General features: G+C 73.7%; 19 protein-coding genes and 6 pseudogenes. 13 read left to right on the plus strand and 12 right to left on the minus strand.

Features of this window, described 5'->3' with window-relative positions; all coding sequences use genetic code 11:
* Window positions 1-86: 86 nt before the first annotated feature.
* The 6 genes and pseudogenes from ACPXCB_RS00600 to ACPXCB_RS00625 form a co-directional block, all read right to left on the minus strand.
* Entirely contained in the window at window positions 87-2666 is a 2580-nt protein-coding gene (locus ACPXCB_RS00600; RefSeq protein WP_425872091.1) for a DNA topoisomerase (ATP-hydrolyzing), read from the minus strand.
* Window positions 2667-2816: 150 nt separating this feature from the next.
* Window positions 2817-3455, minus strand: a pseudogene (locus ACPXCB_RS00605) (LAGLIDADG family homing endonuclease); the annotation flags it as partial.
* 171 nt (window positions 3456-3626) lie between these two features.
* Window positions 3627-3887: pseudogene (locus ACPXCB_RS00610) on the minus strand (DNA gyrase subunit A); the annotation flags it as partial.
* A 29-nt stretch (window positions 3888-3916) separates the two neighbouring features.
* Window positions 3917-4555 (minus strand): annotated as a pseudogene (locus tag ACPXCB_RS00615) (toprim domain-containing protein); the annotation flags it as partial.
* Window positions 4556-4561: 6 nt separating this feature from the next.
* A pseudogene (locus tag ACPXCB_RS00620) lies at window positions 4562-6013 on the minus strand (ATP-binding protein); the annotation flags it as partial.
* Window positions 6008-7453, minus strand: a pseudogene (locus ACPXCB_RS00625) (ATP-binding protein); the annotation flags it as partial. The pseudogenes ACPXCB_RS00625 and ACPXCB_RS00620, both read right to left, overlap by 6 nt.
* Window positions 7454-7918: 465 nt before the next feature.
* Between ACPXCB_RS00625 and ACPXCB_RS00630 the strand changes: the two are divergent.
* A complete protein-coding gene (locus tag ACPXCB_RS00630; RefSeq protein ID WP_425871180.1) occupies window positions 7919-9178 on the plus strand; it encodes a hypothetical protein in 1260 nt (419 codons plus the stop codon).
* Window positions 9179-9366: 188 nt separating this feature from the next.
* Here ACPXCB_RS00630 and ACPXCB_RS00635 read toward each other — a convergent pair whose 3' ends face one another.
* The gene (locus ACPXCB_RS00635; RefSeq protein WP_425871182.1) at window positions 9367-10008 is read right to left on the minus strand and encodes a class I SAM-dependent methyltransferase; all 642 of its coding nucleotides are present in this window, start codon (window positions 10006-10008) and stop codon (window positions 9367-9369) included.
* A gap of 9 nt (window positions 10009-10017) precedes the next feature.
* Entirely contained in the window at window positions 10018-10509 is a 492-nt protein-coding gene (locus tag ACPXCB_RS00640; RefSeq protein ID WP_425871184.1) for an RrF2 family transcriptional regulator, read from the minus strand.
* A gap of 113 nt (window positions 10510-10622) precedes the next feature.
* Between ACPXCB_RS00640 and ACPXCB_RS00645 the strand changes: the two genes are divergently transcribed.
* The 5 genes from ACPXCB_RS00645 (at window position 10623) to ACPXCB_RS00665 (ending at window position 15681) form a co-directional block, all read left to right on the plus strand.
* Window positions 10623-11891 carry a globin domain-containing protein gene (locus ACPXCB_RS00645; RefSeq protein ID WP_425872093.1) on the plus strand — a complete coding sequence of 423 codons (1269 nt, stop codon included), beginning with the start codon at window positions 10623-10625 and terminating at the stop codon, window positions 11889-11891.
* Between the two features lie 221 nt (window positions 11892-12112).
* Window positions 12113-13330, plus strand: a complete 1218-nt coding sequence (locus tag ACPXCB_RS00650) for a glycosyltransferase (RefSeq protein ID WP_425871186.1) — start codon at window positions 12113-12115, stop codon at window positions 13328-13330.
* A 99-nt stretch (window positions 13331-13429) separates the two neighbouring features.
* Window positions 13430-14293 (plus strand): alpha/beta fold hydrolase, encoded by an 864-nt coding sequence (locus ACPXCB_RS00655; RefSeq protein ID WP_425871188.1) that lies wholly within the window; start codon window positions 13430-13432, stop codon window positions 14291-14293.
* 221 nt (window positions 14294-14514) lie between these two features.
* The gene (locus tag ACPXCB_RS00660; protein WP_311411379.1) at window positions 14515-15150 is read left to right on the plus strand and encodes a hypothetical protein; all 636 of its coding nucleotides are present in this window, start codon (window positions 14515-14517) and stop codon (window positions 15148-15150) included.
* Between the two features lie 165 nt (window positions 15151-15315).
* The gene (locus ACPXCB_RS00665) at window positions 15316-15681 is read left to right on the plus strand and encodes a hypothetical protein (protein WP_425871190.1); all 366 of its coding nucleotides are present in this window, start codon (window positions 15316-15318) and stop codon (window positions 15679-15681) included.
* Between the two features lie 95 nt (window positions 15682-15776).
* On the opposite strand, the gene ACPXCB_RS00670 is transcribed toward ACPXCB_RS00665, so the two are convergent.
* The 3 genes from ACPXCB_RS00670 to ACPXCB_RS00680 all read right to left on the minus strand — a co-directional run bounded on the left by ACPXCB_RS00670 (window position 15777) and on the right by ACPXCB_RS00680 (window position 17568).
* A complete protein-coding gene (locus ACPXCB_RS00670) occupies window positions 15777-16304 on the minus strand; it encodes a DinB family protein (RefSeq protein WP_425871192.1) in 528 nt (175 codons plus the stop codon).
* A 60-nt stretch (window positions 16305-16364) separates the two neighbouring features.
* Entirely contained in the window at window positions 16365-16556 is a 192-nt protein-coding gene (locus tag ACPXCB_RS00675; RefSeq protein WP_425871194.1) for a hypothetical protein, read from the minus strand.
* A 100-nt stretch (window positions 16557-16656) separates the two neighbouring features.
* Window positions 16657-17568, minus strand: a complete 912-nt coding sequence (locus tag ACPXCB_RS00680) for a DUF72 domain-containing protein (protein WP_425871196.1) — start codon at window positions 17566-17568, stop codon at window positions 16657-16659.
* Between the two features lie 213 nt (window positions 17569-17781).
* On the opposite strand from ACPXCB_RS00680, the gene ACPXCB_RS00685 reads away from it, so the two are divergent.
* The 5 genes from ACPXCB_RS00685 (at window position 17782) to ACPXCB_RS00705 (ending at window position 22379) form a co-directional block, all read left to right on the plus strand.
* Window positions 17782-18759: a hypothetical protein gene (locus tag ACPXCB_RS00685; protein ID WP_425871198.1), complete on the plus strand. Its 978-nt coding sequence runs from the start codon at window positions 17782-17784 to the stop codon at window positions 18757-18759.
* A gap of 197 nt (window positions 18760-18956) precedes the next feature.
* Window positions 18957-19712, plus strand: coding sequence for a Pr6Pr family membrane protein (locus ACPXCB_RS00690; RefSeq protein WP_425871200.1), 756 nt, complete (start codon window positions 18957-18959; stop codon window positions 19710-19712).
* A gap of 109 nt (window positions 19713-19821) precedes the next feature.
* Complete coding sequence (locus ACPXCB_RS00695) at window positions 19822-20868, plus strand: NAD(P)-dependent alcohol dehydrogenase (protein WP_425871201.1); 1047 nt, start codon at window positions 19822-19824, stop codon at window positions 20866-20868.
* A 24-nt stretch (window positions 20869-20892) separates the two neighbouring features.
* Complete coding sequence (locus ACPXCB_RS00700) at window positions 20893-21408, plus strand: 2'-5' RNA ligase family protein (RefSeq protein ID WP_425871203.1); 516 nt, start codon at window positions 20893-20895, stop codon at window positions 21406-21408.
* 101 nt (window positions 21409-21509) lie between these two features.
* Complete coding sequence (locus ACPXCB_RS00705) at window positions 21510-22379, plus strand: S1 family peptidase (protein WP_425871205.1); 870 nt, start codon at window positions 21510-21512, stop codon at window positions 22377-22379.
* A 167-nt stretch (window positions 22380-22546) separates the two neighbouring features.
* Here ACPXCB_RS00705 and ACPXCB_RS00710 read toward each other — a convergent pair whose 3' ends face one another.
* On the minus strand, window positions 22547-23629 hold the full coding sequence (locus tag ACPXCB_RS00710; protein ID WP_425871207.1) for an NYN domain-containing protein: 1083 nt from the start codon (window positions 23627-23629) through the stop codon (window positions 22547-22549).
* Window positions 23630-23884: 255 nt separating this feature from the next.
* Between ACPXCB_RS00710 and ACPXCB_RS00715 the strand changes: the two are divergent.
* Both ACPXCB_RS00715 and ACPXCB_RS00720 read left to right on the plus strand, forming a co-directional pair.
* Window positions 23885-24355: pseudogene (locus tag ACPXCB_RS00715) on the plus strand (sensor histidine kinase); the annotation flags it as partial.
* Window positions 24343-25011: a response regulator gene (locus tag ACPXCB_RS00720; RefSeq protein ID WP_425871209.1), complete on the plus strand. Its 669-nt coding sequence runs from the start codon at window positions 24343-24345 to the stop codon at window positions 25009-25011. The pseudogene ACPXCB_RS00715 and the gene ACPXCB_RS00720, both read left to right, overlap by 13 nt.
* The last annotated feature ends 50 nt before the right edge of the window (window positions 25012-25061 follow it).

Consider the following 25061-nt stretch of genomic DNA (forward strand, 5'->3'; position numbering starts at 1 on the left):
ACGCCGGGCGGGGTGACAACAACTTCATGATCAACGCGCCGAGTCGGGGGTCGGCCGCGTCAGCGGCCGGCCCCCGGCCGGTTGGGTCAGTCGCGTTCGATCTGGTGGCCGACGACGGTGGGGCCCAGCATCACGGCGAAGCCGGAGCCGTCGCGGCGCGGGTCCGCCGCCGGCAGCTCCACCGGCTCGCCGGTGGCGGTGGCGGCCACCGGACGCGACCCGACCCAGGCGACGGCCACGTCGGTCTCACCCTTGAGGAAGCGGTGGGCGCGCACGCCGCCGGTCGCCCGCCCCTTCGCCGGGTACGACTGGAACGGCGTCACCTTCACCGTGGCACCCGTGGAGGTGACCACCATCGGCTCGCCGTGGCCCGGGTCGTCGGTGCGGACCGCCCCGAAGAACACCACCCGGGCACCGGCGGGCAGGTTGATGCCCGACATGCCGCCGCCCTTGGTCCCCTGTGGCCGGACCAGTCCGGCGGCGAACCGCAGCAGCGACGCCTCCGAGGTGACGAAGGTGAGCGTCTCCGTGCCGTCGGTGAGCCAGGTCGCCCCGACCACCTCGTCGCCCTCCCGCAGGCCGATCACCTCGAACTCGTCCGAGCGGACGGGCCACTCCGGTGCGCAGACCTTGACCACGCCCTGCCGGGTGCCCAGGGCGAGGCCCGGGGAGCCCTCGGCCGTCGGCCCGAGCGGTGCCAGCCCGACCACGGTCTCCCCCGATTCCAGCGGCACCAGCTCGGCGGCGGCCATCCCGCCGCGCAGCGACACCGTCCCCGCCTGCTCGGGCAGGACCGGCAACGGCAGCACGTCGACCTTGAACGCCCGGCCGGCGCTGGTCACCAGCAGCACCTTCCCCCGGGCGGTGGAGTGCACGACGGCGCGTACGGCATCGTGCTTGGCCCGGCCGTGCCGCCGGCGGCCCTCGGACGCCTCCTCCGACTCCGCCGCCGTCCGGGCGACCAGCCCGGTCGCGGAGAGGATCACCTGGCAGGGGTCGTCGGCGACCTCCAGCGGACCGGCCGGCGCGGACGCGGCCAGCACCTCCTTGAGATCCCCGTCGACGAGCGTGGTGCGCCGCGGTGCGCCGAACTGCTTCACCACCGCCGCCAGCTCGTCGGAGACGACCTTCTTCAGCACCTTCGGGTCGTCGAGGATGGTGGAGAGCTCGGCGATCTCCTTGCGGAGCTTCTCCTGCTCGGCCTCCAGCTCGATCCGGTCGTACTTGGTCAGCCGGCGCAGCGGAGTGTCCAGGATGTAGGTGGCCTGGATGTCCGAGAGGCCGAACTGGCGCATCAGGCCGTCCTTGGCGGCCTGCGCGTCGTCGCTGGCCCGGATGAGCTTGACCACCTTGTCGATGTCGAGCAGGGCGACCAGCAGGCCGTCGACCAGGTGCAGCCGCTCCTGGCGCTTGCGCCGGCGGTACGAGCTGCGCCGGGTCACGACCTCGTAGCGGTGGGCCAGGAAGACCTCCAGCAGCGCCTTCAGCCCGAGGGTCTGCGGTTGGCCGTCGACCAGCACCAGGTTGTTGACGCCGAACGACTGCTCCAGCGGGGTGAGCCGGTAGAGGTCGGCGAGCAGCGCCTGCGGGTTGACGCCGACCTTGCACTCGACGACCAGGCGGGTGCCGTTCTCCCGGTCGGTGAGGTCCTTGACGTCGGCGATGCCGGTGAGCCGCTTGGTCTTGTTGACCTCGTTGGTGATGGCCGCGATGACCTTCTCGGCACCGACGCCGTACGGCAGCTCCACGACGGTGATCGCCTGCCGGCCCCGGCTGCCCTCCAGCGGGCCGATCTCGACCTTGCCCCGCATCCGCACGACGCCGCGCCCGGTCTCGTAGGCCCGACGCACCTCGTCGAGCCCGAGCAGCAGCCCACCGGTGGGCAGATCCGGACCCGGGACGAACTCCATGAGCTTGTCGAGGGTGGCGTCCGGGTGGTTGATCAGCCAGCGGGCGGCGGAGACCACCTCGCCGAGGTTGTGCGGGATCATGTTGGTCGCCATCCCGACCGCGATGCCCGACGCGCCGTTGACCAGCAGGTTGGGGAACGCGGCGGGCAGCACCGTGGGCTGGGTCAGCGAGCCGTCGTAGTTGGGCTCGACGTCGACCGTGTCCTCGCCCAGCTCGCCGACGAGCAGCATCGCCTCCCGCGACATCCGGGCCTCGGTGTATCTCGAGGCCGCCGGTCCATCGTCCGGGCTCCCAAAATTTCCATGCCCGTCGATGAGTGGAACGTTCAACGAGAAGCTCTGCGCCAGCCGCACCATCGCGTCGTAGATCGCGGTGTCGCCGTGCGGGTGGTACTTGCCCATGCAGTTGTGGACCACGTAGCCCTCAGCTACGAAGGCGTGCTCGTCGGAGTCGACCTGGATGTCGTAGGTGGTAGCGGACGCCACGGCTTCGACAGAGACAACCCGCAGGAACGACCGCCCAGCCAACGCCTCAAGTCGGCCGGCGAGGGGCGAACCGATGCGCCGGAGCTTGCGAACCCAACCGTCCCGCTCCGCGCGCCAAAGCGGAAACGACCGCTCCGACAAGGGCAGACCGTTGCGGTCCTTGCCGTACCGCACCTTGCTCCCAGGGCCTGACAGGGACGCCCGGAAGGCGTTGCCGTCCTCGTCGCGGAACCATCCACCGCCCTGATGGGCAGTGGTGAACTCCTGCATCACCGGCCGGCACGGCAGGCGGTCGTTGCCCTGTTTGCCCCCGTATCGATAGCCGAGCTCGACCACCCGCCGGAGGCCGTCGCTCTTGTAACCGATGCGTACCCAGGGCAGGAGCAACTCGGCGACCACAGCAGCATCCCGGCCGGTGACGGAGAGGCCGAGAAGCGGGCGGTGGCCGTCGCGTCCGCTGTTCCAGTGGTGACCGTGCACCCCTAGGTCGGCGAGCATGGAGTAGATCTGACGCACCAACACCTCGCTGGTGCTCACGAAGACGAGTTCGCGGAAACGCTTGCGGATGTAGCCGTCACCGTCGAAGAAGCCGGCGAGGAACGGCGACCACGCGGAACGATTTGCGAGCACGTCGTCGGGCACGCGCTTCGCGTGACTGAGTGGCGTGCCGGCCTCGAGCAGCCCCTCGTGCCTGGCGAAGGTGAGGATGTGCTGGTCGCGATGGCGCGGATTGCTTGCTTCGCGCTTGCCTCGGGAGGCGTTCAACCCGTTCTCGATGGCCCATCCGTGGGCGACGTCGAGCGGTTCGACGTCGCACATGTGCAGCCGTACGCGGCCGTCAGCGTCGCGAGACCGATCGACGGCGAAACCTTCGGCCACCACGAGCCCACGGACATAGTCGTACGGGTCACCGCCGGATGCGGGTGCCGGTGCCGGTGCCGCCCCGCGGCGCGTCCCGTACGCGACAGTGAAATGCCCAGTCAGGTCTCGGGCTTCCACCCACCGGACAGCCAGGTCCTCATCCACCACACGGAAACGCTGTCCGGGCGTCACGACCATGGTGTGGCCGTTACTCCACGTGACCCGGACCAGCTCCGAATCCGGATTCCGATAAGCAGCGGCCACCGGGATGGCAGCCCCGTCGCCGTCCAACACGAGGTCACCGACGTCGACATCCTCGATCGGCCGCAGGCCCTCGGGCGTCGAGACCAGGGCCCCGGCGACGAAGCAGTCGCCGACGATGCGGGCGGACTTCACGTGCCCCCGGTCGGGGCGGTGGCCCTGCTCGTACATGGACCAGAGGATCCGCCGGTGCACCGGCTTGAGGCCGTCGCGGGCGTCGGGCAGGGCCCGGGAGTGGATCACCGAGAAGGCGTACTCCAGGTAGGAGTCGGAGACCTCGGTGACCAGCGGGTTGTCGAAGACCCGCGCGCCGGCCTGGTCGAAGGCGGACAGGTCCGCCTTGGCGCGGTCGTCCTTGCGGCGTGCCATCGTTCAGCTTCCCTCTCGGCGGGTGGTGCTCATGCGTCGATCGCCTCGCGGTCGACCCGGTCGGCGGAGTCGATCAGCCAGTTGCGGCGCGGCTCGACCTTCTCCCCCATCAGCAGTTCGAGGATCCGCTCGGCGGCGTCGACGTCGTCGAGGGTGATCCGGCGGACGGCCCGGGTGGCCGGGTTCATCGTCGTCTCCCACAGCTCGTCGGCGTCCATCTCGCCGAGACCCTTGAACCGCGGGATCGGGGTGACGATCTGCTTGCCGGCCTTCTCCAGCTTGCGGACCGTCGCCTCCATCTCGGCCTGGGTGTAGGTGTAGATCGTCTGCGGGTTGCGCCCCCTGGTGGTGATCTTGTGCAGGGGCGGCATCGCCGCGTAGAGCCGGCCGGCCTCGATCAGCGGTCGCATGTAGCGGGCGAAGAGCGTGATCAACAGGGTGCGGATGTGCGCGCCGTCCACGTCGGCGTCCGCCATGATCAGCACCCGGCCGTAGCGCATGGCGGACAGGTCGAACGTGCGGCCGGAGCCGGCGCCGAGCACCTGCACGATGGCGGCGCACTCGGCGTTGTCCAGCACCTGCTGGAGGTTGGCCTTCTGCACGTTGAGGATCTTGCCCCGGATCGGAAGAAGCGCCTGATATTCGGCGGTGCGTGCAACCCGCGCGCTGTTGTGGACGAAGACTCCGGCCTCAAGGGCGAAGTTGTGGTAGCCCTCAATCGTCAGGTCATACACGTCTGCTGTCTCGTCGAGTCGCTCCACCGACACGACATGGTGGTTGACCAGGCCGACCGACTCCCGCAGACGGGTGTAGTCGCCGTCGTAGAGAGCGAGGAGCCGGTCGAACCGCAGACCGGTGCGCGCACTCCGGAGGCGCTCGGCCTCGTACGCCTGCGCCAGTTCGGCGTCCGGCAGCGCCAGCAGCGGCGCGAGACGCCGAAGTGCTGCCAGGCGCCTGCCCTCCTGCTGACGACCCACCCGTTCCGCCCGGGGCACGTTGGCCACGTATGCGGCCCGGCCAGCCTGAGCCTTGGCGAGGTGGCCGGTAGCCGGGTCCGACATCCGCCGCTTCATCAGACGCGAGTGGCGTTCGCCGAATTCCGGACTACCCTCATGCCAGGCCAGCACCGCGTTGCGCTGGCGGTCCCGCTCGGCGGGGTCGGCGAACTGTTCGATGCTCTTTCGCGAACGCCAGGTACGCAACCCGGGATCGTCCCACTGCCGTACCGCACGGTCACGCCACTCCTGGCGACGAGCGGGATCGGCGAAGTATCTGCGGACGCGGTCCGCGGCGGCCTCCCGGTGCTCGGGCTTCGACCAGTACTGCGCCTGTCGGTCGCGCATCCGATCGGCGTAGGCGCGTCGCTCGTCGTCGCTGAGCGCGTTGTACCAGTCCTGGAAGGCCTGTTCGATCTTCGCCCGAAACGCGGGTGACTCGTTGAGCGCGAACAGCCGGGCAAGGCACGCCTCGCGGAAGGCAGGATCACGCCACTGAGCGGTGAGCATGGCGGACTTGAATTCCCGGCCACCGTTGTCGAACCACTCACGCCAGCCCGCCTGGACGTGCTCGCCCATCATCGCGGCGTGCAGTGCCGAATGGTCGGCCCAGGTCATGCGCTGGATGTTCCGCGGATCGTTGTTGCGCTTGTTGATGTCGACGTGGTGACGGACGTTGCCGTAGGCGGTGCTGTCCTTTCCGTGACGGAGATTCCACGCGTCCGCGAGGTAGTGGGTGTAGACCCACTCCTCGCGGTCGTTCATCCAGATCCGTTCGTATCCGTGCAGTTTGTGTCCCTCGGCCTTGCTGGAGACGCTTCGGTACAGCGGCATCAGCGATTCGCCGGGAGCCAGGGCGTCGGCACGCCGGTATGAGCCGTCACGTAGCCGGAAGAGGTGGTCCGGCGTGCACCGCACCGACTCGCCGTTGTCGAGGGTGACCCGGACGAGCGCAGCGTTTTGCTTGGTCAGACGCGGTTCCACCAGAGGGGCGATCACCACGCGGCCAGCCTTGTTGGTCGTGTAGCCGAAGTGGGTCACTCCCTGAGCCCAGTCGGCTGCCAGATCGGCGAAGGACCTGGCCTCGCCCGAGGCGAGCGCCACCATGGTGTCGCCGGTAAAGCACCCCAACGCGCTGTCGCCCTCGACGATGAACAGCTCGCTTCGATCGACTCCGGTGGCGCGGCAGTCGACCAGCTTCGGCGGCATCGACGCGCCCTCCAGGGCGGTCTTGCGCCGGGCGGCGTCCTTCTGCTGCTTCTGGGTCAGCCGTACGCGGGCCGCGTCGACGATCTTCTGCAGGACAGTACGCGCCTCGGCCTTGGTCCGGCGGTCCTCCAGCCACGCCTTCAGGTGCTGCTCCACCAGCGTCTGGATCACCTTGGTGATGCCCGCGGTGGAGAGCTCGTCCTTGGTCTGCGAGGTGAACTGCGGCTCGGGGATCCGGACGTGCACGACGGCCGTCATGCCCTCCAGGACGTCGTCGAGGGTGGGCGGGTCCTCCTTGGCCTTGAGCAGGCCACGGGTGTTGCGGACGGCGTCGGCGAGGGTACGCGCCAGGCCCCGCTCGAAGCCCTTGCGGTGGGTGCCGCCGTGCGCGTTGCGGATGGTGTTGGTGAAGCACTCGACGGTGCGCTCGTAGCCGGTGCCCCAGCGGAAGGCCACCTCGACCTCGGCCCGACGCTGCACGTTGGACTGCATGACCCCGTTGGCGTCGGCGGCGTTCTCGCGGTAGGTGCCCTCGCCGGTGACCAGCAGCATGCCGGAGACGGGCCGGTCGCCGGCCGGTGCGAGGAACTCCACCATGTCGGTGAGGCCGTTGGGGTAGTGGAAGCTCTCCTCGGTCGGCTCCTCGCCGGTGTGGTCGCGCAGCGTGTAGCTGACGCCCGGCACCAGGAACGCGGTGTTGCGCAGCTTCAACCGCACCGCGTCGGCGTCCAGCGTGGCGCCGGTCTCGAAGTAGCGCGTGTCGTGCCACCAGCGGATCGACGTGCCGGTGCGCTGGCCGCGCTTCATCGCGCCGACGATCTGCAGCCCGGGCCCCGGGGTGTACGCGGCGTCGGGCCCGTCGCCGTCGAAGATCCCGGGCACGCCGTGCCGGAACGACATCGCGTGGACCTTGCCGCCCCGGCGCACGGTGACGTCGAAGCGGCGGGACAGCGCGTTGACCGCCGAGGCGCCGACGCCGTGCAGACCGCCGGAGGTCTTGTAGCCGGAGCCGCCGAACTTGCCGCCCGCGTGCAGCCGGGTGAGCACCAGTTCGACGCCGGAGATGCCGGACTTGGCGTGCACGTCGGTGGGGATGCCCCGCCCGTCGTCGTCGACCTGGACCGAGCCGTCGGCGTGCAGCGTCACCTCCACCTTCGTGGCGTGGCCGGCGACGCCCTCGTCGGTGGAGTTGTCGAGGATCTCGTTGACGAGGTGACCCACGCCACGGCTGTCGGTGGAGCCGATGTACATGCCGGGCCGCTTGCGGACGGCGTCCAGCCCCTCGAGGTGCGTGAGGTCGTCGGCCCCGTACAGGGTCTCAGGCTCTGCGGTCAACTGGTCGTACTCCCAGGTCTCGGCGATGTGGTGCCGCGTCCGACGTCGCGGGTCGGCCGGCGCGCCGCAGCGAGCCTAACCGGGAGATGCGACAGGACGACGGCGCCCCGCAGCGAGGCACGCGGCTGGTGGCGGGGCGGGACCGGGCGGCGGGGTCGCGCGTACCGTCCTGTTCCGGCGTATCGGTGCCACCGTGACCGGTTTGCGAACGAGCCGGCGGCGGGTGGGTCCAACGGTGACAACAACTGCACCCCGGCCGGCGTTCCCGGCGCGGCACGCCGACCCGTGGTCGCCCGCCCCACCCGGTCGCGCGACCCCGCCACCCGACGGCCCACCGCCTCCGCCCGGCGGCGGAACCGGGCGGCGCGCCGGGGCGGACGTGTCCGCCATCGAAAGTTTCTGTTACCGGTCCATTGACGCCCGTCGCGTCCGGATGATGTGATCTCGCTCTCAGAGGATCTTTCATATTTCGATGGACAGATGGAGGACGTGATGTCCAGGTTCCGTCGTACCGCGCTCGCGGCGGCGCTCGCCGTGGCCACCGCCACGCTGTCGACCGCCGTCGGGCTGTCCGCCCCGGCCTCGGCAGCCCCGCCCACCGCCGCGGTGGCACTCGGCGACAGCTTCATCAGCGGCGAGGGCGCCGGGGCGTACACCCCGGTGGCCGACGCCAACGGGGTCGCCCAGGGCTTCCCGGGCTGGACCGCCGCGAACAACAACGCGTTCTTCTGCCACCGCTCGGCGAACGCCTCACTGCACCGGGCCAACCTGCCGGGCATCCAGGACCGGTTCAACCTCGCCTGCTCCGGCGGGCAGCCGCACGACATCGCCGCCGCCTCCTCGGCCCGGGCGAACGGCCGTCAGGTGGCCGCCCAGCTCGACCAGCTCCGCGCGGTCGGCCGGACCCACGACATCGACCTGGTCCTGCTCGGGCTCGGCTCGAACAACAGCTCGTTCACCTTCGGCAGCGTCGCGGAGAAGTGCGCCAACCGGTTCATCGCCGACGCCTGGACCGGCTGGTGGGAGTTCTGGGCCTACCTGGGCGGGCCGGTGGAGCAGAAGCCCTGCACCGACGCCGACCTGGCCACCGCCGCCCAGTGGAGCGCCGCGACCGCGGAGACCACCTCGGCCGTACGCCAGCTCCTCGCCACGCTGCGCGAGATCGACGCCGACGGCCAGCACCGGATCGTCCTGCAGGACTACACCAACCCGCTGCCGTTCGACCTCGCCCCCGGGTTCCACGAGGAGGACAGCCGGGACGACACCCGGGACAAGTTCCGCGCGCTCGGCGCCGAGCGGTACGCGGCCGGCTGCCCGATCCACCGGGCCAGCCTGCTGCCGGGGCACCGCTTCTCGCAGGGGCTGGGCACCATGGTGAAGTCCACCCGGGACACTCTGGCCGCCGAGTTCCCCGGCGCGGACCTGGTCTACCTCAACGTGCAGCGGGCCTTCGACGGCGCCCGGCTCTGCGAGTCGGGAACCAGCCCGGCCGGCACCCTGGCCACCCCGATCCGGCTGCAGGACAGCCCGCCCAACGGCGTCTTCGTCACCAGCCTCTCCGGCAAGGACAAGATCGCCATCCAGCGGATCGCGAACACCTGCGTGAGCTACTTCCAGACCTGCCAGGAGTCGTGGCACCCGAACGCCGCCGGCCACCAGGTGCTCGGGCAGTGCCTGACGGGCGCGGCCACCACCGGTGCGCGTTCCGTGGCCTGCGTCCGCGCCGGGGACGGCTCGATCACGGTCTCCTGACCGCGACCGCGTCCCGGAACCCCGTGCCGCCTGGCGCGGGGTTCCGCCACGTTCGGGCCCGCGCGGACCAACGCGGCCACGGACAGCCGGCGCGGTCACGGACGGCCGGCGCGGTCACGGACGGCCGGCGCGGTCACCGACAGCCGGCGCGGTCATGGACGGCCGGCGCGGCCACAAGTGAGGGTGGGTCAGTCGCGGGTGGCCACGCCGAGCACGTGCGGGGCGGCGGGGGCCGGGAGTCGGCTGGCGGGGAAGCGGAACGCGTCCAGTTCCGTGACGGTGAAGCCCGCCGCCCGGATCGCGGCCACCGTGTCGCGGCCCGTGTGGCAGCCGCCGCAGAACAGCGGCCACACGGTCGCGTCGACCAGCCGCTGAACGCGGCGCAGGCCGGGGGTCTGCGCGCGTACGTGCTCGAAGAAGCGCACCTGCCCACCGGGCCGCAGCACCCGGCGTGCCTCGCGCAGCGCGGCGGCCTGGTCGGCCACCGAGCAGAGGACCAGGGAGAACACCACCGCGTCGGCGTCGCCGTCGGGCGCCGGCAGCGCCTCGGCGAGGCCGTCGACCACCTCGACGGGTACGGGAGCCGTGCCCGCCGCCTCCCGGGCCGCCGCTCGGAGCCGGGGCTCCGGCTCCACCGCCAGCACCCGCTCGACGGTGCCCGGGTAGTGCGCGAAGGTGCGGCCGTTGCCGGCGCCGACCTCGACCACCCGGCCCGCGAGGCCGGCGACGAGGCGCCGCCGGTGAGCGGCCGCGCCGGCGGCGTCCATCGCCACGCTCGCCCGTTCGAACACCCGGGCGAACACCGGGTGGGAGACCGTGCCACGGGACATCGTCGCTCCTCAGACAGGATCGGGTACGGCCTGCCGGCCAACCGGGGACGGCGGCGCGCCCGGCGCCGGCCGGGGGCGGGGCAGGCCGAGGGCGAGCAGCGCCGGGCCGGTCGGCCCGGCGACGAGCTCGCCGAGGGTCACGTCGTCCAGCACGGCGAGGAAGGCGTCCCGGGCGCGGCGCAGTTCGCCCCGCAGCCGGCAGGCCGCGCGCAGCGAGCAGGCCGGCTCGTCGCAGGACACCACCTCGTCGTCGCCCTCGAAGGCCCGGACCACGTGCCCGACCGTGGCGTTCCCGCCGTCCTCGGCGAAGGCCACCCCGCCGGAACGGCCCCGGATGGTGACCAGCACCCCGAGCCGCTGCAACCGCTGCACCACCTTGGCGACGTGGTGGCGGGGCAGGTCGAGCTGGTCGGACAGCTCGTCCACGGTCATCCGTCGCGGGTTCGCGGCGGCGAGCATGGCGATGCGCAGCGCCATGTCGGTGGACCGGTTGAGCTTCACGCCTCGACCCTAGCCAGCGCTGTCGACCGCCCACCACGGCCGACCGGACCCCGGGTGTGATCCGGACGACCCTCGACCCGGGACCTTCGGCCCTGAAGAGGTATTTCTAATACCTGTTTTGCTGTCGGGGCCCGAGCGGTTCAGCCCAGAAGGAGACAGTCGTGCTCTCGGAGTCCTCAGCAGCAGTGGTGACGGCGACCCTGCCCGCCGTGCAGGCGCGCGGCGAGGCGATCACCGGCCGGTTCTACCAGCGGATGTTCGACGCGCACCCCGAACTGCTGGACATCTTCAACCGCAGCAACCAGGCCACCGGCACGCAGAAGGCCGCCCTCGCCGCCGCCGTGGTCGCGTACGCGGAGCACCTGACCGGCGGCAGCCACGCACCGTGGGGCCCGATCCTGGACCGCATCGCGCACAAGCACGCCTCGCTCGGCATCACCGCCACCCAGTACACGATCGTCGGCCGGCACCTGCTCGCCGCCGTCGGCGAGGTGCTCGGCGACGCCGTCACCGACGAGGTCGCGGCGGCCTGGGACGAGGTCTACTGGCTGCTGGCCTGCGAGCTGATCGCCCGGGAGGCCCGCCTCTACACGGTGGCCGGGCTGGCCGAGGGCGAGTCGGTCTGGCGGGACTGGCGGGTCGTCGCCCGGGCCACCGAGGCGCTGGACGTCGTGTCGTTCACCCTGGTCCCGGCCGACGGCGGCCCGGTGCCCAGCTTCGTCCCGGGCCAGTACACCTCGGTCGCCGTCGACCTCGACGGCGGGCGCGGTCAGCAGATCCGCCAGTACAGCCTCTCCGGCCGTCCCGGCGCCGACCACTGGCGGATCACCGTCAAGCGCGTACGCGGTGTCGGCGACGCCCCCGACGGCATGGTCTCCACCTTCCTGCACGAGCGCGTGGGCGTCGACGACGTCCTCCGGCTCAGCCCGGCGTTCGGCGAGGTCAGCGCGGTGGCCGGGGAGGGCCCGCTGCTGCTGGTCAGCGCGGGCATCGGCCTGACCCCGGCGATGGCCGCCCTGGAGCACCTGGCCGCCACCGAGCCGCAGCGTCCGGTGGTGCTGGTGCACGCCGACCGGGCCGGCGCGGCGCACGCGTTCCGCGGCGAACTGCCGCGCCTGCACGCCGCGCTGCCCAACCTGCGCACCGCCCTCTGGTACGAGGACCTCACCGACGGCGAACTGGCCGGGGTGACCGCCGAGGTCATCGCCGGCCGGGTCGATCCGGCGTTGATCCCGCTCTCCCCCGACGCCCACGTGCACCTCTGCGGGCCGCTGCCGTTCATGAACACCGTCCGGGGCGGCCTGCTGCGCCGGGGGGTGCCGGTGGAGCGGATCGCCTACGAGGTCTTCGGGCCAGGCATGCTCCACGACGACCGGTCCTGACCTACTGCGACCGGCCGGTCACGGGCGGTGGGGCGGTTCGCCCCGCCGCCCGCCGGTCTCTCCACACCCGACGGACGGTCCGTCAGGACGAGCCGGGCAGGCGGCGGTTAGGAGGGAAGGCCGAGGGTAGGGACTCCAGCGGCGGGGTCCGCCAGGCGGCGAGGAGACGCCCCGGGGCTCGACCGGGTCCCCGCCGACGGGCCGGCCGATGGAGGAAGCACATGCGTATCGCGATGATCTCGGAGCACGCCAGTCCGCTCGCCGTCGGAGGGGTGGAGGAGTCCGGCGGTCAGCACACGCACGTGGCGGGACTCGCCGCCGCACTGGCCGGCGAGGGGCACGACGTCCGCGTCTACACCCGCCGGGACTCCACCGTCCCGCCCGACTCCGTCGTCACCCCGGACGGCTACCGGGTGTGCCACGTGCCGGCCGGCCCGGCGCTGCGGGTACCGAGGGACGAGCTGCTGCCGCACCTGGGCGAGTTCGGGAGCTGGCTGGCCGGTCAGTGGCGCGACGGCGGCTGGGCGCCGGACGTGGCGCACGCCCACTTCTGGACGAGCGGGCTGGCCACCCTGCACGCCGGCCGGCGCACCGGGGTGCCGGTGGTGCTGACGTACCACAGCCTCGGCTCGGTGAAGCGGCGGTTGCAGGGCGCCCGGGACACCAGCCCACCGGGCCGGGTGGGCTACGAGCGGGCCCTGGGCCGGGCCGCCGACCGGATCATCGTGCAGTGCCAGGACGAGGTCGGCGAGCTGGTCCGCCTCGGCGTGCCCCGGTCCCGGATGACGCTGGTCCCCGCCGGGGTCGACCAGGAGCTGTTCCGTCCCGACGGGCCCGTCGCCCCGCGCGACCCGGCCCGTCCCCGCATCATCACCGTCGGCCGGCTGGTGGAGCGCAAGGGCATCCAGGACGTCATCCGGGCGCTGCCGGCCGTGCCGGACGCCGAGTGCGTGGTGGTCGGCGGCCCGCCGGCGGAGCTGCTCCCCGCGGACGGCTTCGCCCGCCGGCTCCGCGCGCTCGCCGAGTCCTGCGGGGTCGCCGACCGGGTGAAGCTGCTGGGCGGGCTGGCCCGGGAGGAGTTGGCCCCGTGGTACCGCTCGGCGGACCTGCTGGTGGCCGCCCCCTGGTACGAGCCGTTCGGGTTCACGCCGCTGGAGGGCATGGCGTGCGGCGTACCGGTCGTCGGCACGAACGTCGGCGGGATCGCCGACACCGTGGTCGACGGCCTGACCGGCGACCTCGTGCCACCCCGGGACCCACGCGCCCTCGGCACCGCGGTCCGCCGGCTGCTCACCGACAAGGTCCGTCGCTTCGCGTACGCGACGGCGGCACTGGACCGGATCCGCAACCGGTACTCGTGGAAGCGCTGCGCCGAGCAGCTGAGCACGGTGTACGCCACGGTCAGCACGGTCGGCCGGCCCGCTCCGGCGGTGGCGTAGCGCGGGTGGTGGTGGGCGGGCCCCCAGGCCGACGCCCGGGACGTGACGCCCCCCACCCCACGGTTACCCGTCGGTAGCCTCGGGCCGTAGCCTGGGCCGGTGAACGCGACGGGGGAATATCGGCAGGAGTTCGTCGAGGTCGACGGGGCCCGCATCGGGCTACAGGTGTATCCGGATCCGGAGGGCGTCGCCGACGCCCCGCTGGTGCTGATCACGCCCGCGATGGGCGTCCGGGCGCGCTACTACCGGCCGTTCGCCGCCGCGCTGCGCGCCGCCGGCCTGGCCGTGGCGGTGGCCGACCTGCGCGGCACCGGGGAGAGCACCCCGAAGCCGAGCCGCGCCTGCCGGTACGGCTACCCGGAACTGGCCGCCGACGTGGGCGCCGCGCTGGCGGCGCTCAAGACCCGGCGGGACGGACGCAGGACGCTGCTGCTCGGGCACTCCCTCGGCGGGCAGGCGGCGCTGCTGCACCTCGCCGTGCACGGCGACCACGACGTCGACGGGCTGGCGCTGGTCGCCGTCGGCGTACCGTGGTGGCGCAGCTACCCGGGCCTGCGCGGGTACGGCGTCCTGCCGTACACCCAGGGGATCGCGGCGACCGCCCGGCTGCTCGGCGTCTGGCCGGGCTGGGGCTTCGGCGGCCGGCAGGCGCGCGGGGTCATCCGGGACTGGGCGTACACCGCGCGGACCGGGCGCTTCCCGCAGCTGGACGGGGTGGACGCCGAGGCGGCCGTCCGGGCGCTGCGGACCCCCGTCCTCGCGGTCAGCGTCGACGACGACCAGTACACCCCACACGAGACCGTCGACCACCTGTGCGCGAAGCTGGCCGCGGCGCCCGTCGCGCGCGAGCGCTACACGCCGGCGCAGGCCGGCGCCCCGATGGACCACTTCACCTGGGTACGCGCGAGCGCCCCGCTGGCGGCCCGGGTGGCCCGCTTCGCCACCGACCTGCCGGCCCGCTGACCCTGGCGGGACGCGACACGAGCGGGGCGACCGTCGGGCCGCTCCCCCGGTCAGGTGACACCGACGACGGGCGCACGGTCGGCTGCGGCGACGGCCCGGCCCGGCGACGACGCTCCGGGTCCGGTATCTGTGCCGCCGCGGCGTATCGGCAGGTCACGGGCGGGATTAGCCGGCCGGGCGGCGGGTATGCCGCACCGCCCGACACGGTGGAAGGGGATCAGATGTCCGAACGGCACACCGCACTGCGCTCGATGCACGACCTGGGCCTGGCGGCCTGGTTCGGGGGCTCCCTGATGGGAGCGTTCGGCGTCAACGGCGCGGCGGCACAGATGAACGACTCGACCCAGCGGTTGCCGATGGCCTCGGCCGGCTGGGCCCGGTGGACCCCGGTGAACGCCGCGGCGATCGGCGCCCACCTGGCGGGGGCCGTCGGGGAACTGGTGACGGAGAGCCCCCGGGTGGCCGCCCAGTCGGGGGTGGCCCGGGCGAGCACGCTGAAGACGGCGTTGACGGTCGGCGCGCTGGCGGTGACCGGCTACAGCCGACTGCTCGGCATGAAGCTGGAGAAGGCGGGCGGGCCGGCGGTCGAGGGGGTCACCGAGCCGAACTCGCACACGCCGTCGAACGTGGCGTCGTGCCAGCGGCAGATGCGGATGCTCCAGTGGGCGATCCCGGCGATGACCGGGGCGCTCATCGTGATGACCGCGTACATGGGCGAGCAGCAGAAGCCCGGCGAGGTGTTCCGGGGAATGCTCGGGCGCGTCGGCGGCATGCGGAACGCCCCGAAGGGGATGGGCGCGCTCATGGCGATGGGTGGGGCCAGGCAGAAGCGGATGGCGAAATCCGGCCGCTGCTGACCGACGTGCCGCCGGACGGCGTCCCGCCGACTCCTCGGCGGCGGGGCGCCGCTGCGCGCGTCCCCACCCGTACCGGCACCGCGACCCCGGGGCGCCGGCGAGGCATGACCGCCCCGGTGACGGGCACTCGGGGCCGGTACCGGCGGACCGAGCAGCGAGGTGGCCATGACGGCAGGAGAGGAACGCGGCGGGGGCCGACGCGCACCGGAGGCGACCACGCCCTGGGTGACCAGGGACGGCATGGACGTGGAGGCGCCGTGGGGCGTCGCTGAGCACGACCCCATGAACGAGGGCAGCGAGGAGACCGCCGTGCCGGAGGGGCGGCGCGGGGAGCGGCGGGCCGACGAGCCGGCCGGACCGTCCGGCCCCGCCGGCCGGCACGGCTTCGGCCCGGTCGAACCGACACCCACGCGGCCGGCGGGCCCCGGCGCGCCGCCCGACCCGGCGCCGGCCCGACGGTCCTTCCCCGACGCCGCCGACGTCGGGGAGCCGACGGAGGACGCGCTGCGGACCAGGGGCCGACGTTCCTGACCGGCACGCCCCGGCATGGGGCTGCACGAGGCGTGGTTCCGAGACCTGGACGTCGAGCTGCGCGGACGGGACCACCCCGCCGAAAGGCCCGGCGGTCAGGCGCGCCCCGCCGCCCGCAGCAGCCGGAGCTGACCGATCTCGGCCGCGTTCTTCATCAGCTCGGCGTTGACCCAGGCGAGCATGTGCGCCACCGTGTGGCCCGGGTCGTCCTGCCACGGGAACGGCGCGGTGCCGTCGAGGTCGGCGTCGGCGAGCCGGTCGAGGTGCCCCAGCCACTCGGCGCGCAGGCCCCGCAGCCAGGCGACCGTCGGCTCGCCCGCGCCCGGCCAGCGCACGTCGGTGCGCTGCCGTGCTGGCCGTCCCCCGAGATGGTCCATGGTCACCGTCCACCACCAGCCGATGTGCCAGGACAGCCAGCCGATCGTCGGGACCGGCACGGGGTCGGGTTCGGTGTCGGCCCAGTCGGGTGTCCAGCCGCCGGCGGGGTCGCGACGCACCGTCCAGCAGAGCGGGGCCGGTTCCCAGAGGAAGTCCGCCGCGTCGAGGCGCTCGAGGTGGTACTCGAACAGCGACCACGTCAGGTCGAACTGCCAGCGCAGAAGCGCACGGGAGGTTGCCGCCATCCGGCGATCATGCCCGAGGGCACCGGCCCGGTCCACGGAATTGGACCTCCCAGCACGGGGTCAGCCGCCGGCGGTGTCCTCGTCGGCGACCTCGGCGGGGTCCGCCGTCACCGGGTGACCGGTGTCGTCCACCAGAGCGGGCGCCATGCTGCCGCCGTGCGCCTCCTGCGCCTCCCGGGTCGCGCGCGCCGCCGCGTCCTCCGGTACGCCCGGCGTCGCCTCCCCGGGGTGCTCCTGCCGCTGCTCACCCATCACCGCGTCCCCTTCCGTCGCTCACGCCCCGCCGGTACCCGGGCGGCCGGCGGGGAAACCTGGCGCCGCGCCGACGATCCCGGGTGGGGCCGGCGCGTGCTCAGGACGGCGAACCGGCTCCCGCCCGGTCGCGTCCCGCCGGGCGGACCCCGAGCAGCTCCGCGAGTCGGGCGGCGTCACGCTGGGCCTGGTCGCCGCAGCAGTTGTTGAACAGCGCGTGCAGCTCCCCCGCCTGCCCGGCCAGCTCGACCAGGAGTTCCGACCAGCGGCGCAGTTCCTCGTCGCCGTACGCGTAGCGGAACTTCTCCTGCTTGTCCCCCGTCTCCCAGGCGGTGCTGTGTCCGTGGAACCGGACGACCGCCAGCTCCGCCGTGGCGAACAGGATGGGCGGCACCGACGAGGCGTGCCCCTGCGGCATGTCGACGCAGACGAACGACAGCCCGCGCTCCCGCAGGAACCCGAGCGTGTCCAGCGCGGCGGTGCCGTCGAACCAGGACGCGTGGCGCAGCTCGACGGCGACCCGCCACGGCTGGCACCGCTCCGCCAGCTCGGCGATGCGCCGCTCGGCGGCGGCCCCACGGGCCAGCCACGGCGGAAACTGGAGCAGGACCGCGCCGAGCCGGCCGGCCGCCGCGATCGGGTCCAGCGCCGCCCGGAACCGGTCCCACAGCTCGTCGTACGCGGCCGCGGGGAGGTCCCGGCGGCGGATCCGGCTCGGGCCGCCGGCCGGGCGCAGGTCGCGGGGCAGCGCCGCCACCGGTGTCGGGTGACCGGTGAAGAGGCTGAACGCCTTGACGTCGAAGGTGAAGCCCTCGGGCGTGGCGTCCACCCAGCCTCGTGTCGTCTCCGGCACGGGCACCGCGTAGTAGGAGGTGTCCACCTCGACCAGCGGGAAGCGCCCGGCGTAGAAGTCGAGCCGACCGGCCGGGGTGTTGGCCGCGCGGGGATACCAGCCCGAGCGCAGCAGCATCTGGTCCGCCCAGGACGACGTGCCCACCTTGATCACACCCATGTGATTCAGTGCACCGCGCACCGGACGAATCGGCAACCGCTGGCGGAAACCAGGCGTCCGGGCATCCTGCGCGAGGCGAATCGACCGACCCGGTGATCATGGGCGGACCCGCGGACCCGGTCGGTCCCGTCCCGCCCCCGGCCCGGCACTTGTCGGACGTCACACCCCGACCCGTGTGACGGCCCGACGGCCCGTGGCGCTGAGGGACACGAGATGAACGCACACCGGATGGACCAGGAAACCGTCGAGCGGCTGCTCGACGGCCCTGTCCTCGACCCGCAGGACGGCCCGCATCCCCTCACGTCGCTGTTGACGGCGGTCCGCGCCACGCCCCACGCCGACGAACTGGCCGGTGAGGAGGCGGCCGTACGGGCCTACCGGCTGGCCCGGGCCGGCAACCCGCCCGGCCGGCCGGAGCCGCGCCGCCGTCCCGCCCTCGCGGGGTTCGGCGTCCGCGCCGCGCTGGCCGGTGCCGCCCTCGCCCTCACGGGCGGGGTGGCCCTCGCCGCCACCGGGGGCGCGCTGCCCGACCCGCTGCGCGGTCCGGCACCCACCACCGCCGCTCCCGGGCCCGCCCCCACCACGGGTGCCGCGCCCACGAGGGCCCATCATCCGCCGTCCGCCCCGACGGGCGGGGTGGACGGTCGGCCGGAGCCGGGCGCGGCGGTGCGGGAGTTGTGCCGGGCGTACCGGGCGGACGTCGGTGACGACCCGGGCGATCTCCCGGACGCCGCCGCCTTCGGTGACCTGATCCACGCCGCCGGTGGCCACCGGGAGGTGGCCGGCTACTGCGAGCGGGTGCTGGCCGGCGAGCCGAAGAGCCCCGCCCCGCACGACAGCCCCGCCGGCGGGCCGACAGTCACCCCGACCGGCCGACCCGGAGCCGACCCGACCGGCCATCCCGGGGTCGACCCGACCGGCCGACCCGGAGCGGAGCCGACCGGCCATCCCGGGGTCGACCCGACCGGCCATCCCGGGGTCGACCCGACCGGCCGTCCCGGAGCGGAGCCGACCGGCCATCCCGGAGCCGACCCGACCAGCCGTCCCGGGGTCGGCCCGAGCCGGCGGGCCGGGCCGCCCACGGCGCCGCCGTCGGCCACGGCCGCGCGACCGGCCCGGCCCGGCCCCGTCCCCGTCTCGCCAGCGCAGGGGCACCACACCACCAGGCCGAGCGGCGGCGAGGCGGGCTGACCGCACGGCCGAACCGCCCCGCCGAGCGGCGGCAAGGCGGGCTGACCGGGCGGCCGACGGGTGGGGCGCGTCCCCCCGCTGGCGCGCCCTCCCCCCGGCGGCATGGCCCGCCCCTGCTGGCGCGCCCTCCCCCGGCGGCGTGGCCCGCGTGCCGTCGGCCGGTGACCTCGGCTCCGGGCGGCTGGTAGCTTGCCCCGATGAGTTTGCGGCGTCGACGCGTGGCGGTGGTCTTCCGCCTGGCGATCGTGATCAGCGTGCTGGCCGGGATCGTGCTCACCGCGCTCGGTTCCGCCACGCTCACCGGCCTGCTGCCCTACTTCACGATCCAGAGCAACCTCGCCGTCGGGCTCTTCGCCGGATACGCCGCCTGGCTGGCCCGGCAGGACCGGCCCGAGCCGCCCTCGGCGCTCAAGGGCGCGGTCACGCTCTACATCACCATCACCGGCGTGGTCTACCACCTGGTGTTGGCCAACCCGGCCAGCCCGTTCGCGATGCCGCCGGCCGACCGTACGCTCGGCGAGGCGCTGGGCAACCAGTTCCTGCACACCGTCGTGCCCCTGCTGGCCGTGGCGGACTGGGCGCTGTTCGACCGCCGGGGCCGGCTCCGCCCGCGCTACGCGGCCTGGTGGCTGGCGTTCCCCCTCGGATACCTCGGCTTCGCGCTGCTGCGCGGGCTGGTGGTGGACCGGTACCCGTACCCGTTCATCGACGCGGGCGAGTTGGGCTACGCCGGGGTGGCCGTCAGCGCGGTCTTCTTCGCCGCCGCGTTCTGGCTGCTGGGCCTGCTCTTCGTCGCCGTCGACCGGGGCCTGGGCCGCCGTGCCGTAGCGCCGGCCGCCCCCTCGACCAGCCCAGACGCCCCCTCGATGGCCCACAACGCCGCCTCAATGGCCCTGAACGCCCCCTCGACAACCTCCGACGCCGCCCGGCCCGACGCGACGGCGCTGCCCTGACGTCCACGCCTGCGGCGGCTCACGCCACGGAGGGTCGCGGCGGGCCGTTTGGGCTCTCGCGGAACGGGCAGCCGGCAGGCGGACCGGAAGCGGGAGAACAGGAGGCGTCATGCGCGCGCTGCGATTGCCCAACTGGAAGTCGGAGCCCGAACTGCTCGAGGTCGACGAGCCGACCCCGGGCCCGGGTCAGGTGGTCGTGAAGATCGGCGGTGCCGGCGCCTGCCACTCCGACCTGCACCTGATGCACGACTTCGAGGCCGGCACGGTGCCCTGGAACCCGCCGTTCACCCTCGGCCACGAGAACGCCGGCTGGGTGCACGCCCTCGGCGACGGGGTGAGCGGGCTGACGGTGGGCCAGCCGGTGGCCGTCTACGGGCCGTGGGGCTGCGGCACCTGCGAACGGTGCCGGGTGGGCGTCGAGTCGTACTGCGAGAACGTCGCCGAGGCGCCGGTACCCGGCGGGGGCGGCGGCCTCGGCCTGGACGGCGGCATGGCCGAGTACATGCTGGTGCCGCACGCCCGGCTCGTCGTGCCGCTGCCCGACGGGCTCGACCCGGTGCTGGCGGCGCCGCTGACCGACGCGGGGCTCACCCCGTACCACGCGATCCGCCGGTCCTGGTCGAAACTGGGCCCGACCAGCACCGCCGTGGTGATCGGCGTGGGTGGGCTCGGGCACGTCGGCGTGCAGATCCTCAAGGCGACCACCGCGGCCCGGGTGATCGCGGTGGACACCCGCGAGGAGGCGCTGAAGCTCGGCGAGGAGTGCGGCGCCGACCTCACCATGCTCTCCGGCGCGGACACCGCCCAGGAGATCCGCCAGGCCACCGGCGGTCGGGGCGCCGACGTGGTCCTGGACTTCGTCGGCGCCGACCCGACCCTCGCGCTCGGCGCCGCCGCCGCCCGCACCGTCGGCGACCTCACCATCGTCGGCATCGGCGGCGGCACCCTGCCGGTGGGCTTCTTCTCGGTGCCGTACGAGGTGAGCATCCAGACCACGTACTGGGGCAGCCGGCCGGAACTCATCGAGGTGCTCGAACTGGGCGCCCGGGGCCTGGTGAAGCCGAAGGCCAGCACCTTCTCGCTGGACGAGGCGGTCCTCGCGTACCGGAAGATGCGCGACGGCACGCTGGAGGGCCGGGCCGTCGTCGTGCCGTGACCACCGCGACCCTAGGATGATCATGTGGTCGCGGCGCTGGAGCTCTACCTGGACACCGACGCCACCCGGCGGATCCGGGTGCTCTGGGACGCGCTGGAGTCCGAGGGCGTGCAGAGCATGCGGTCGCTGCTGGAGCAGCGTCACCGGCCACACGTCTCACTCGCCGTCGCGACCCGCTTCGATCCGGAGCGGGTCGCGGCGGCGTTGCGCGGGACGGTGGTGGCCGCGCCGCTGCGGCTGAGCTTCGAGCATGCCGGGCAGTTCGTCGGCCGGGTGCTGTGGCTGGGCCCGACCCCCACCGCCGAACTGCTCGCGCACCACGCGCGGGTGCATGGCCGGCTGGCCGAGGCCGGGATCGGGCTGGTCGAGCACTACCGGCCGGGGCGTTGGGTGCCGCACTGCACCTTGTCGATGCGGGTGCCGAACGCCCTGATGGCCGCCGCCGTACGCCGCTGCCTGGAGATGCTGCCGCTGGAGGCGACCGTGGTCGGCGCGGCCCTCACCGACCACGCCCGGGGCATCTCCCACCCGTTGCCGTAGCCGGACCGCGGACGGGTCGCCGGCACGACGAGCCGCTTGTCCGTGTCACGCCGGGGGTGGATCCTGTAGGGAATCGACAGAAACGAATCTATGGAGGTTCGATGCGTCGTCTCCCGCTCGCCCTGCTCCCGCTCGCCGCGCTGCTGCTCGGCCTGCCGGCACCCGCCCAGGCCGCCCCCGGCCACGGCGAGGCCGCCCCCGACCACGACACCGGCCGCGCCACGGCCGCGCTCGCGCAGGTCCGCACCGCCGGCACCGCCTGGGGGCTCGACCCCGCCACCGGCCGGATGACCCTGACCGTCGACGACACCGTCTCCGCCCGGGACGTCGCCGCACTGCGCGCGACCGCCGCCCGGGCCGGTGCGGTGCTCCGGCACGAGCCGGGCGAGCTGCGCATCCTCATCGCCGGCGGGCAGGCGATCTACGGCGGCGGTGGCCGGTGCTCCCTCGGCGCCAACGTCCGCAGCGGCACCACCTACTACTTCGTCACCGCCGGCCACTGCACCGCCGCCGGCGCGACCTGGTACGCCAACAGCGCGCAGACCACCGTCCTCGGCAGCCGGACGGGCAGCAGCTTCCCCGGCAACGACTACGGGCTGGTCCGCTACACGAGCCTGGTCGCCCACCCCAGCGCCGTCTACACGTACCCCGGCCTGCTCACCATCAACGGCGCCGGCAACGCCTACGTCGGCCAGGCGGTCTGTCGCAGCGGCTCCACGACGGGGGTGCGCTGCGGCACGGTCACCGGGCTCAACGCGACCGTCAACTACGCCCAGGGCAGCGTCTCCGGCCTGATCCGCACCAACATCTGCGCCGAGCCGGGTGACAGCGGCGGGCCGCTCTACGCCGCCGGCACCGGCACCGTCCTCGGCATCCTCTCCGGTGGCAGCGGCAACTGCACCAGCGGCGGCACCACCTACTACCAGCCGATCATGGAGATCCTCGCCGCGTACGGCGTGACCATCCCCTGACCCGCCGAGGCCCGGCCCGGCCCGTGCGACGGGCCGGGCCGGGCGCGGCGGTCAGCCCTCGCGGCCGGTGGTGGCGATGCCCTCGACGAAGTGCCGCTGGGCGAGGAAGAACAGCACGAGCATCGGCACGAGCGAGAGCAGGAACGACGCCGCCGGGCGGCGGCCGCTCAGGCGGCCCGGGGGGTGAGCAGGTAGTCGTCGGCCTCCGGACTCCACCGCAGGTCGACGACGCCGCTGGTGGCGGCCGCCTTGCAGAACTGGAGGAAGCTGCGGTAACCCAGCTTCTTCTCGCTGAAGTCGGGCCGCGCCCGGCGCAGCTGGTTCTTCAGCCCGGAGAGGGCCACCGCGCCCTCGTCTCCGGCGAGGTCCGACACCACCGAGCCGAGCAGCCCGAACGCCACCTCCCGGTCGCCGTGCTCGGGCAGGGAGACCTCGGGGTCGCCCTTGGCGGGTCCCTCCGCCAGCTCGACCACGTTGTGCTGGGCGAGGTGCCGCATGAGCTCGCCGAAGGTGCGGAACCCGTAGTCGGACTCGCTGAACGTCGGGTCCTTCCGCAGCAGGGTGCGCTTCAACGTCGAGGCCGTCACCTCGCCGCTCGAACTGCCCTGGAGGCCGGCGACGGTCTGCGCCACGAACACGGCGAGCGTGTCGACGTCCCGGCCGGGCTCCTCGGCCGCCGGCTGCGGCTCGGGCTCGGGCTCCTGCTCCACCCGCGGCACGTCGGGGCTGGGCAGGCGGGCCGGGCGGCCCCGCCGGCCCCGGGCGGGAGGGATGTCGACGCCCTCCAACCGGTCGTAGTAGAGGAACTCGTCGCACGCGGGCGGCAGCAGCGCCGAGGTCGAGTTCTCCACGCCCACCCCGATGACGCGCTTGTTCAGCTCGCGGAGCTTGTGGACCAACGGGGTGAAGTCGCTGTCGCCGGTGCAGATCACGAAGGTCGAGATGTACCCGCGCTCGAAGGCCAGCTCCACCGCGTCCACGGCCATCTTGATGTCGGCGGCGTTCTTGCGCGAGGCCCCCATCCGCTGGGGGATCTCGATGAGCTCGACATGCGACCGGGTGAGCATCCGCCGGTCCTCGTCGAAGTACGACCAGTCCGCGTACGCCCGGCGCACCACCACCCGGCCGCGCTCGGCGAGGGCGTCGGCGATGGGACGGAAGTCGAAGGCCACGCCTCCGAGGTGGTCGCGGGCCCCCAGCGCGAGGTTCTCGTAGTCGAGGAAGAGGGCGATGCGGTCTTCGTGATCCACGCAGGTCAGCCTACCCCCGGCGGGGCGCCGCACCGTCGCGACCGCCGCTGGCCCGGCGCGGTGCCCGCCGGCCACCGGGTAGTGCTGGCCCTACCCGGGAACTACCTCCAGACGGCTGGGTCGGCGCGTGACCCACGGTTAGCGTCAGCGGCATGACGACAGCTCGTCCCCTGTGCCTGGCCGAGGCGCTGCGCCGGCCCGGATACCTGCTCTCCCCGTGGCCGTGGCGCGCGCTGGCCTACCTGCTCACCACCGTCCCCGTCCGCCGCCCCGCTCGCCGTGGCGCACGACCAGGCCAAGAACCTGATGGTCGAGCTCCGGCAGATCGTGCAGGGCATCCGCCCGCAGAGCCTCACCGACCTCGGCCTGGCCGGCGCGGTACGGGAGCTGGCCGGCGAGGCCACCGTCCCGGTCACCGTCCAGGCCGACCTCGGGCGGCCGCTGCCCGAACTCGTCGAGAGCACCGCGTACTTCGTGGTGTCGGAGGCGCTGGGCAACGTCGTCCGGCACGCCGGGGCGACCCGGGCCGAGGTCCGGCTCGTCCAGGCCGACGGCGAACTCGTCGTGGAGATCTCCGACGACGGCCACGGCGGGGCCGACCCGGCGCGGGGCACCGGCCTGACCGGCCTCGCCGACCGGGTCGCCGCGGTCGACGGGCGGCTGCTGCTCGCCAGCCCGCCCGGTGGCCCCACGCTCGTCCGGGTGGAGTTGCCGTGCCACCGATGACGCGCGTCGTGCTCGCCGAGGACGAGGTCCTCCTGCGCGAGGGCCTCGCCGGCCTGCTGGCCCGGTTCGACTTCGAAGTGGTCGCCGCCGTCGGCACGGCACCGCAGTTGCGCGACGCGGTCCGGACGCACGAGCCGGACCTGGTGGTGACCGACATCCGGATGCCGCCCGGCCTGCACGACGACGGACTGCGGGCCGCCGTCGACCTGCGCGCCGAACGGCCGCGGCTCGCCGTCATGGTGCTGAGCCAGCACGTGCAGGCCGAGTACGCCTCCGCCCTGCTCGCCAGCGGCGACGGCCGGGGCGTCGGCTACCTGCTCAAGGACCGGATCGCCGAGGTCGCCGAGTTCGCCGGGCAGCTGCGTACGGTCGCCGGCGGCGGCACGGTCGTCGACCCCGACGTGGTGCGGCGGCTGCTGCACCGCCCGCGCGACCCGCTCGCGGCCCTGTCCGCCCGGGAGCGCGAGGTGCTGACGCTGCTCGCCGAGGGGCACTCCAACGCGGCGATCGCCGCCCGGCTGCACGTCACCGAGGCGGCCATCGGCAAGCACATCGGCAACGTCCTGGCGAAGCTCGGCCTGCCGCCCAGCGACGACACCAACCGCCGGGTGCTGGCGGCCCTCACCTACCTGCGCGCGGGCCCGCCGCCCCGGTAGCCGGCACCGGCGCGCCTGGCAGCCGGCTCCGGCGCGGCCGTGCGCCGGGC

This window comes from Micromonospora sp. DT62, from assembly GCF_049847285.1.
In the GTDB taxonomy this organism is placed as follows: Bacteria; Actinomycetota; Actinomycetes; order Mycobacteriales; family Micromonosporaceae; genus Micromonospora; species Micromonospora reichwaldensis.

Coding starts and splice junctions, on each gene's coding strand:
- ACPXCB_RS00635 (WP_425871182.1), bottom strand. CDS start 10,008: ATGTCCCGTGGCACGGTCTCCCACCCGGTGTTCGCCCGGGTGTTCGAA.
- ACPXCB_RS00675 (WP_425871194.1), bottom strand. CDS start 16,556: ATGGGTGAGCAGCGGCAGGAGCACCCCGGGGAGGCGACGCCGGGCGTA.
- ACPXCB_RS00695 (WP_425871201.1), top strand. CDS start 19,822: ATGCGCGCGCTGCGATTGCCCAACTGGAAGTCGGAGCCCGAACTGCTC.
- ACPXCB_RS00670 (WP_425871192.1), bottom strand. CDS start 16,304: ATGGCGGCAACCTCCCGTGCGCTTCTGCGCTGGCAGTTCGACCTGACG.
- ACPXCB_RS00705 (WP_425871205.1), top strand. CDS start 21,510: ATGCGTCGTCTCCCGCTCGCCCTGCTCCCGCTCGCCGCGCTGCTGCTC.
- ACPXCB_RS00600 (WP_425872091.1), bottom strand. CDS start 2,666: ATGCAGGAGTTCACCACTGCCCATCAGGGCGGTGGATGGTTCCGCGAC.
- ACPXCB_RS00690 (WP_425871200.1), top strand. CDS start 18,957: ATGAGTTTGCGGCGTCGACGCGTGGCGGTGGTCTTCCGCCTGGCGATC.
- ACPXCB_RS00650 (WP_425871186.1), top strand. CDS start 12,113: ATGCGTATCGCGATGATCTCGGAGCACGCCAGTCCGCTCGCCGTCGGA.
- ACPXCB_RS00630 (WP_425871180.1), top strand. CDS start 7,919: ATGTCCAGGTTCCGTCGTACCGCGCTCGCGGCGGCGCTCGCCGTGGCC.
- ACPXCB_RS00680 (WP_425871196.1), bottom strand. CDS start 17,568: ATGGGTGTGATCAAGGTGGGCACGTCGTCCTGGGCGGACCAGATGCTG.
- ACPXCB_RS00660 (WP_311411379.1), top strand. CDS start 14,515: ATGTCCGAACGGCACACCGCACTGCGCTCGATGCACGACCTGGGCCTG.
- ACPXCB_RS00665 (WP_425871190.1), top strand. CDS start 15,316: ATGACGGCAGGAGAGGAACGCGGCGGGGGCCGACGCGCACCGGAGGCG.
- ACPXCB_RS00685 (WP_425871198.1), top strand. CDS start 17,782: ATGAACGCACACCGGATGGACCAGGAAACCGTCGAGCGGCTGCTCGAC.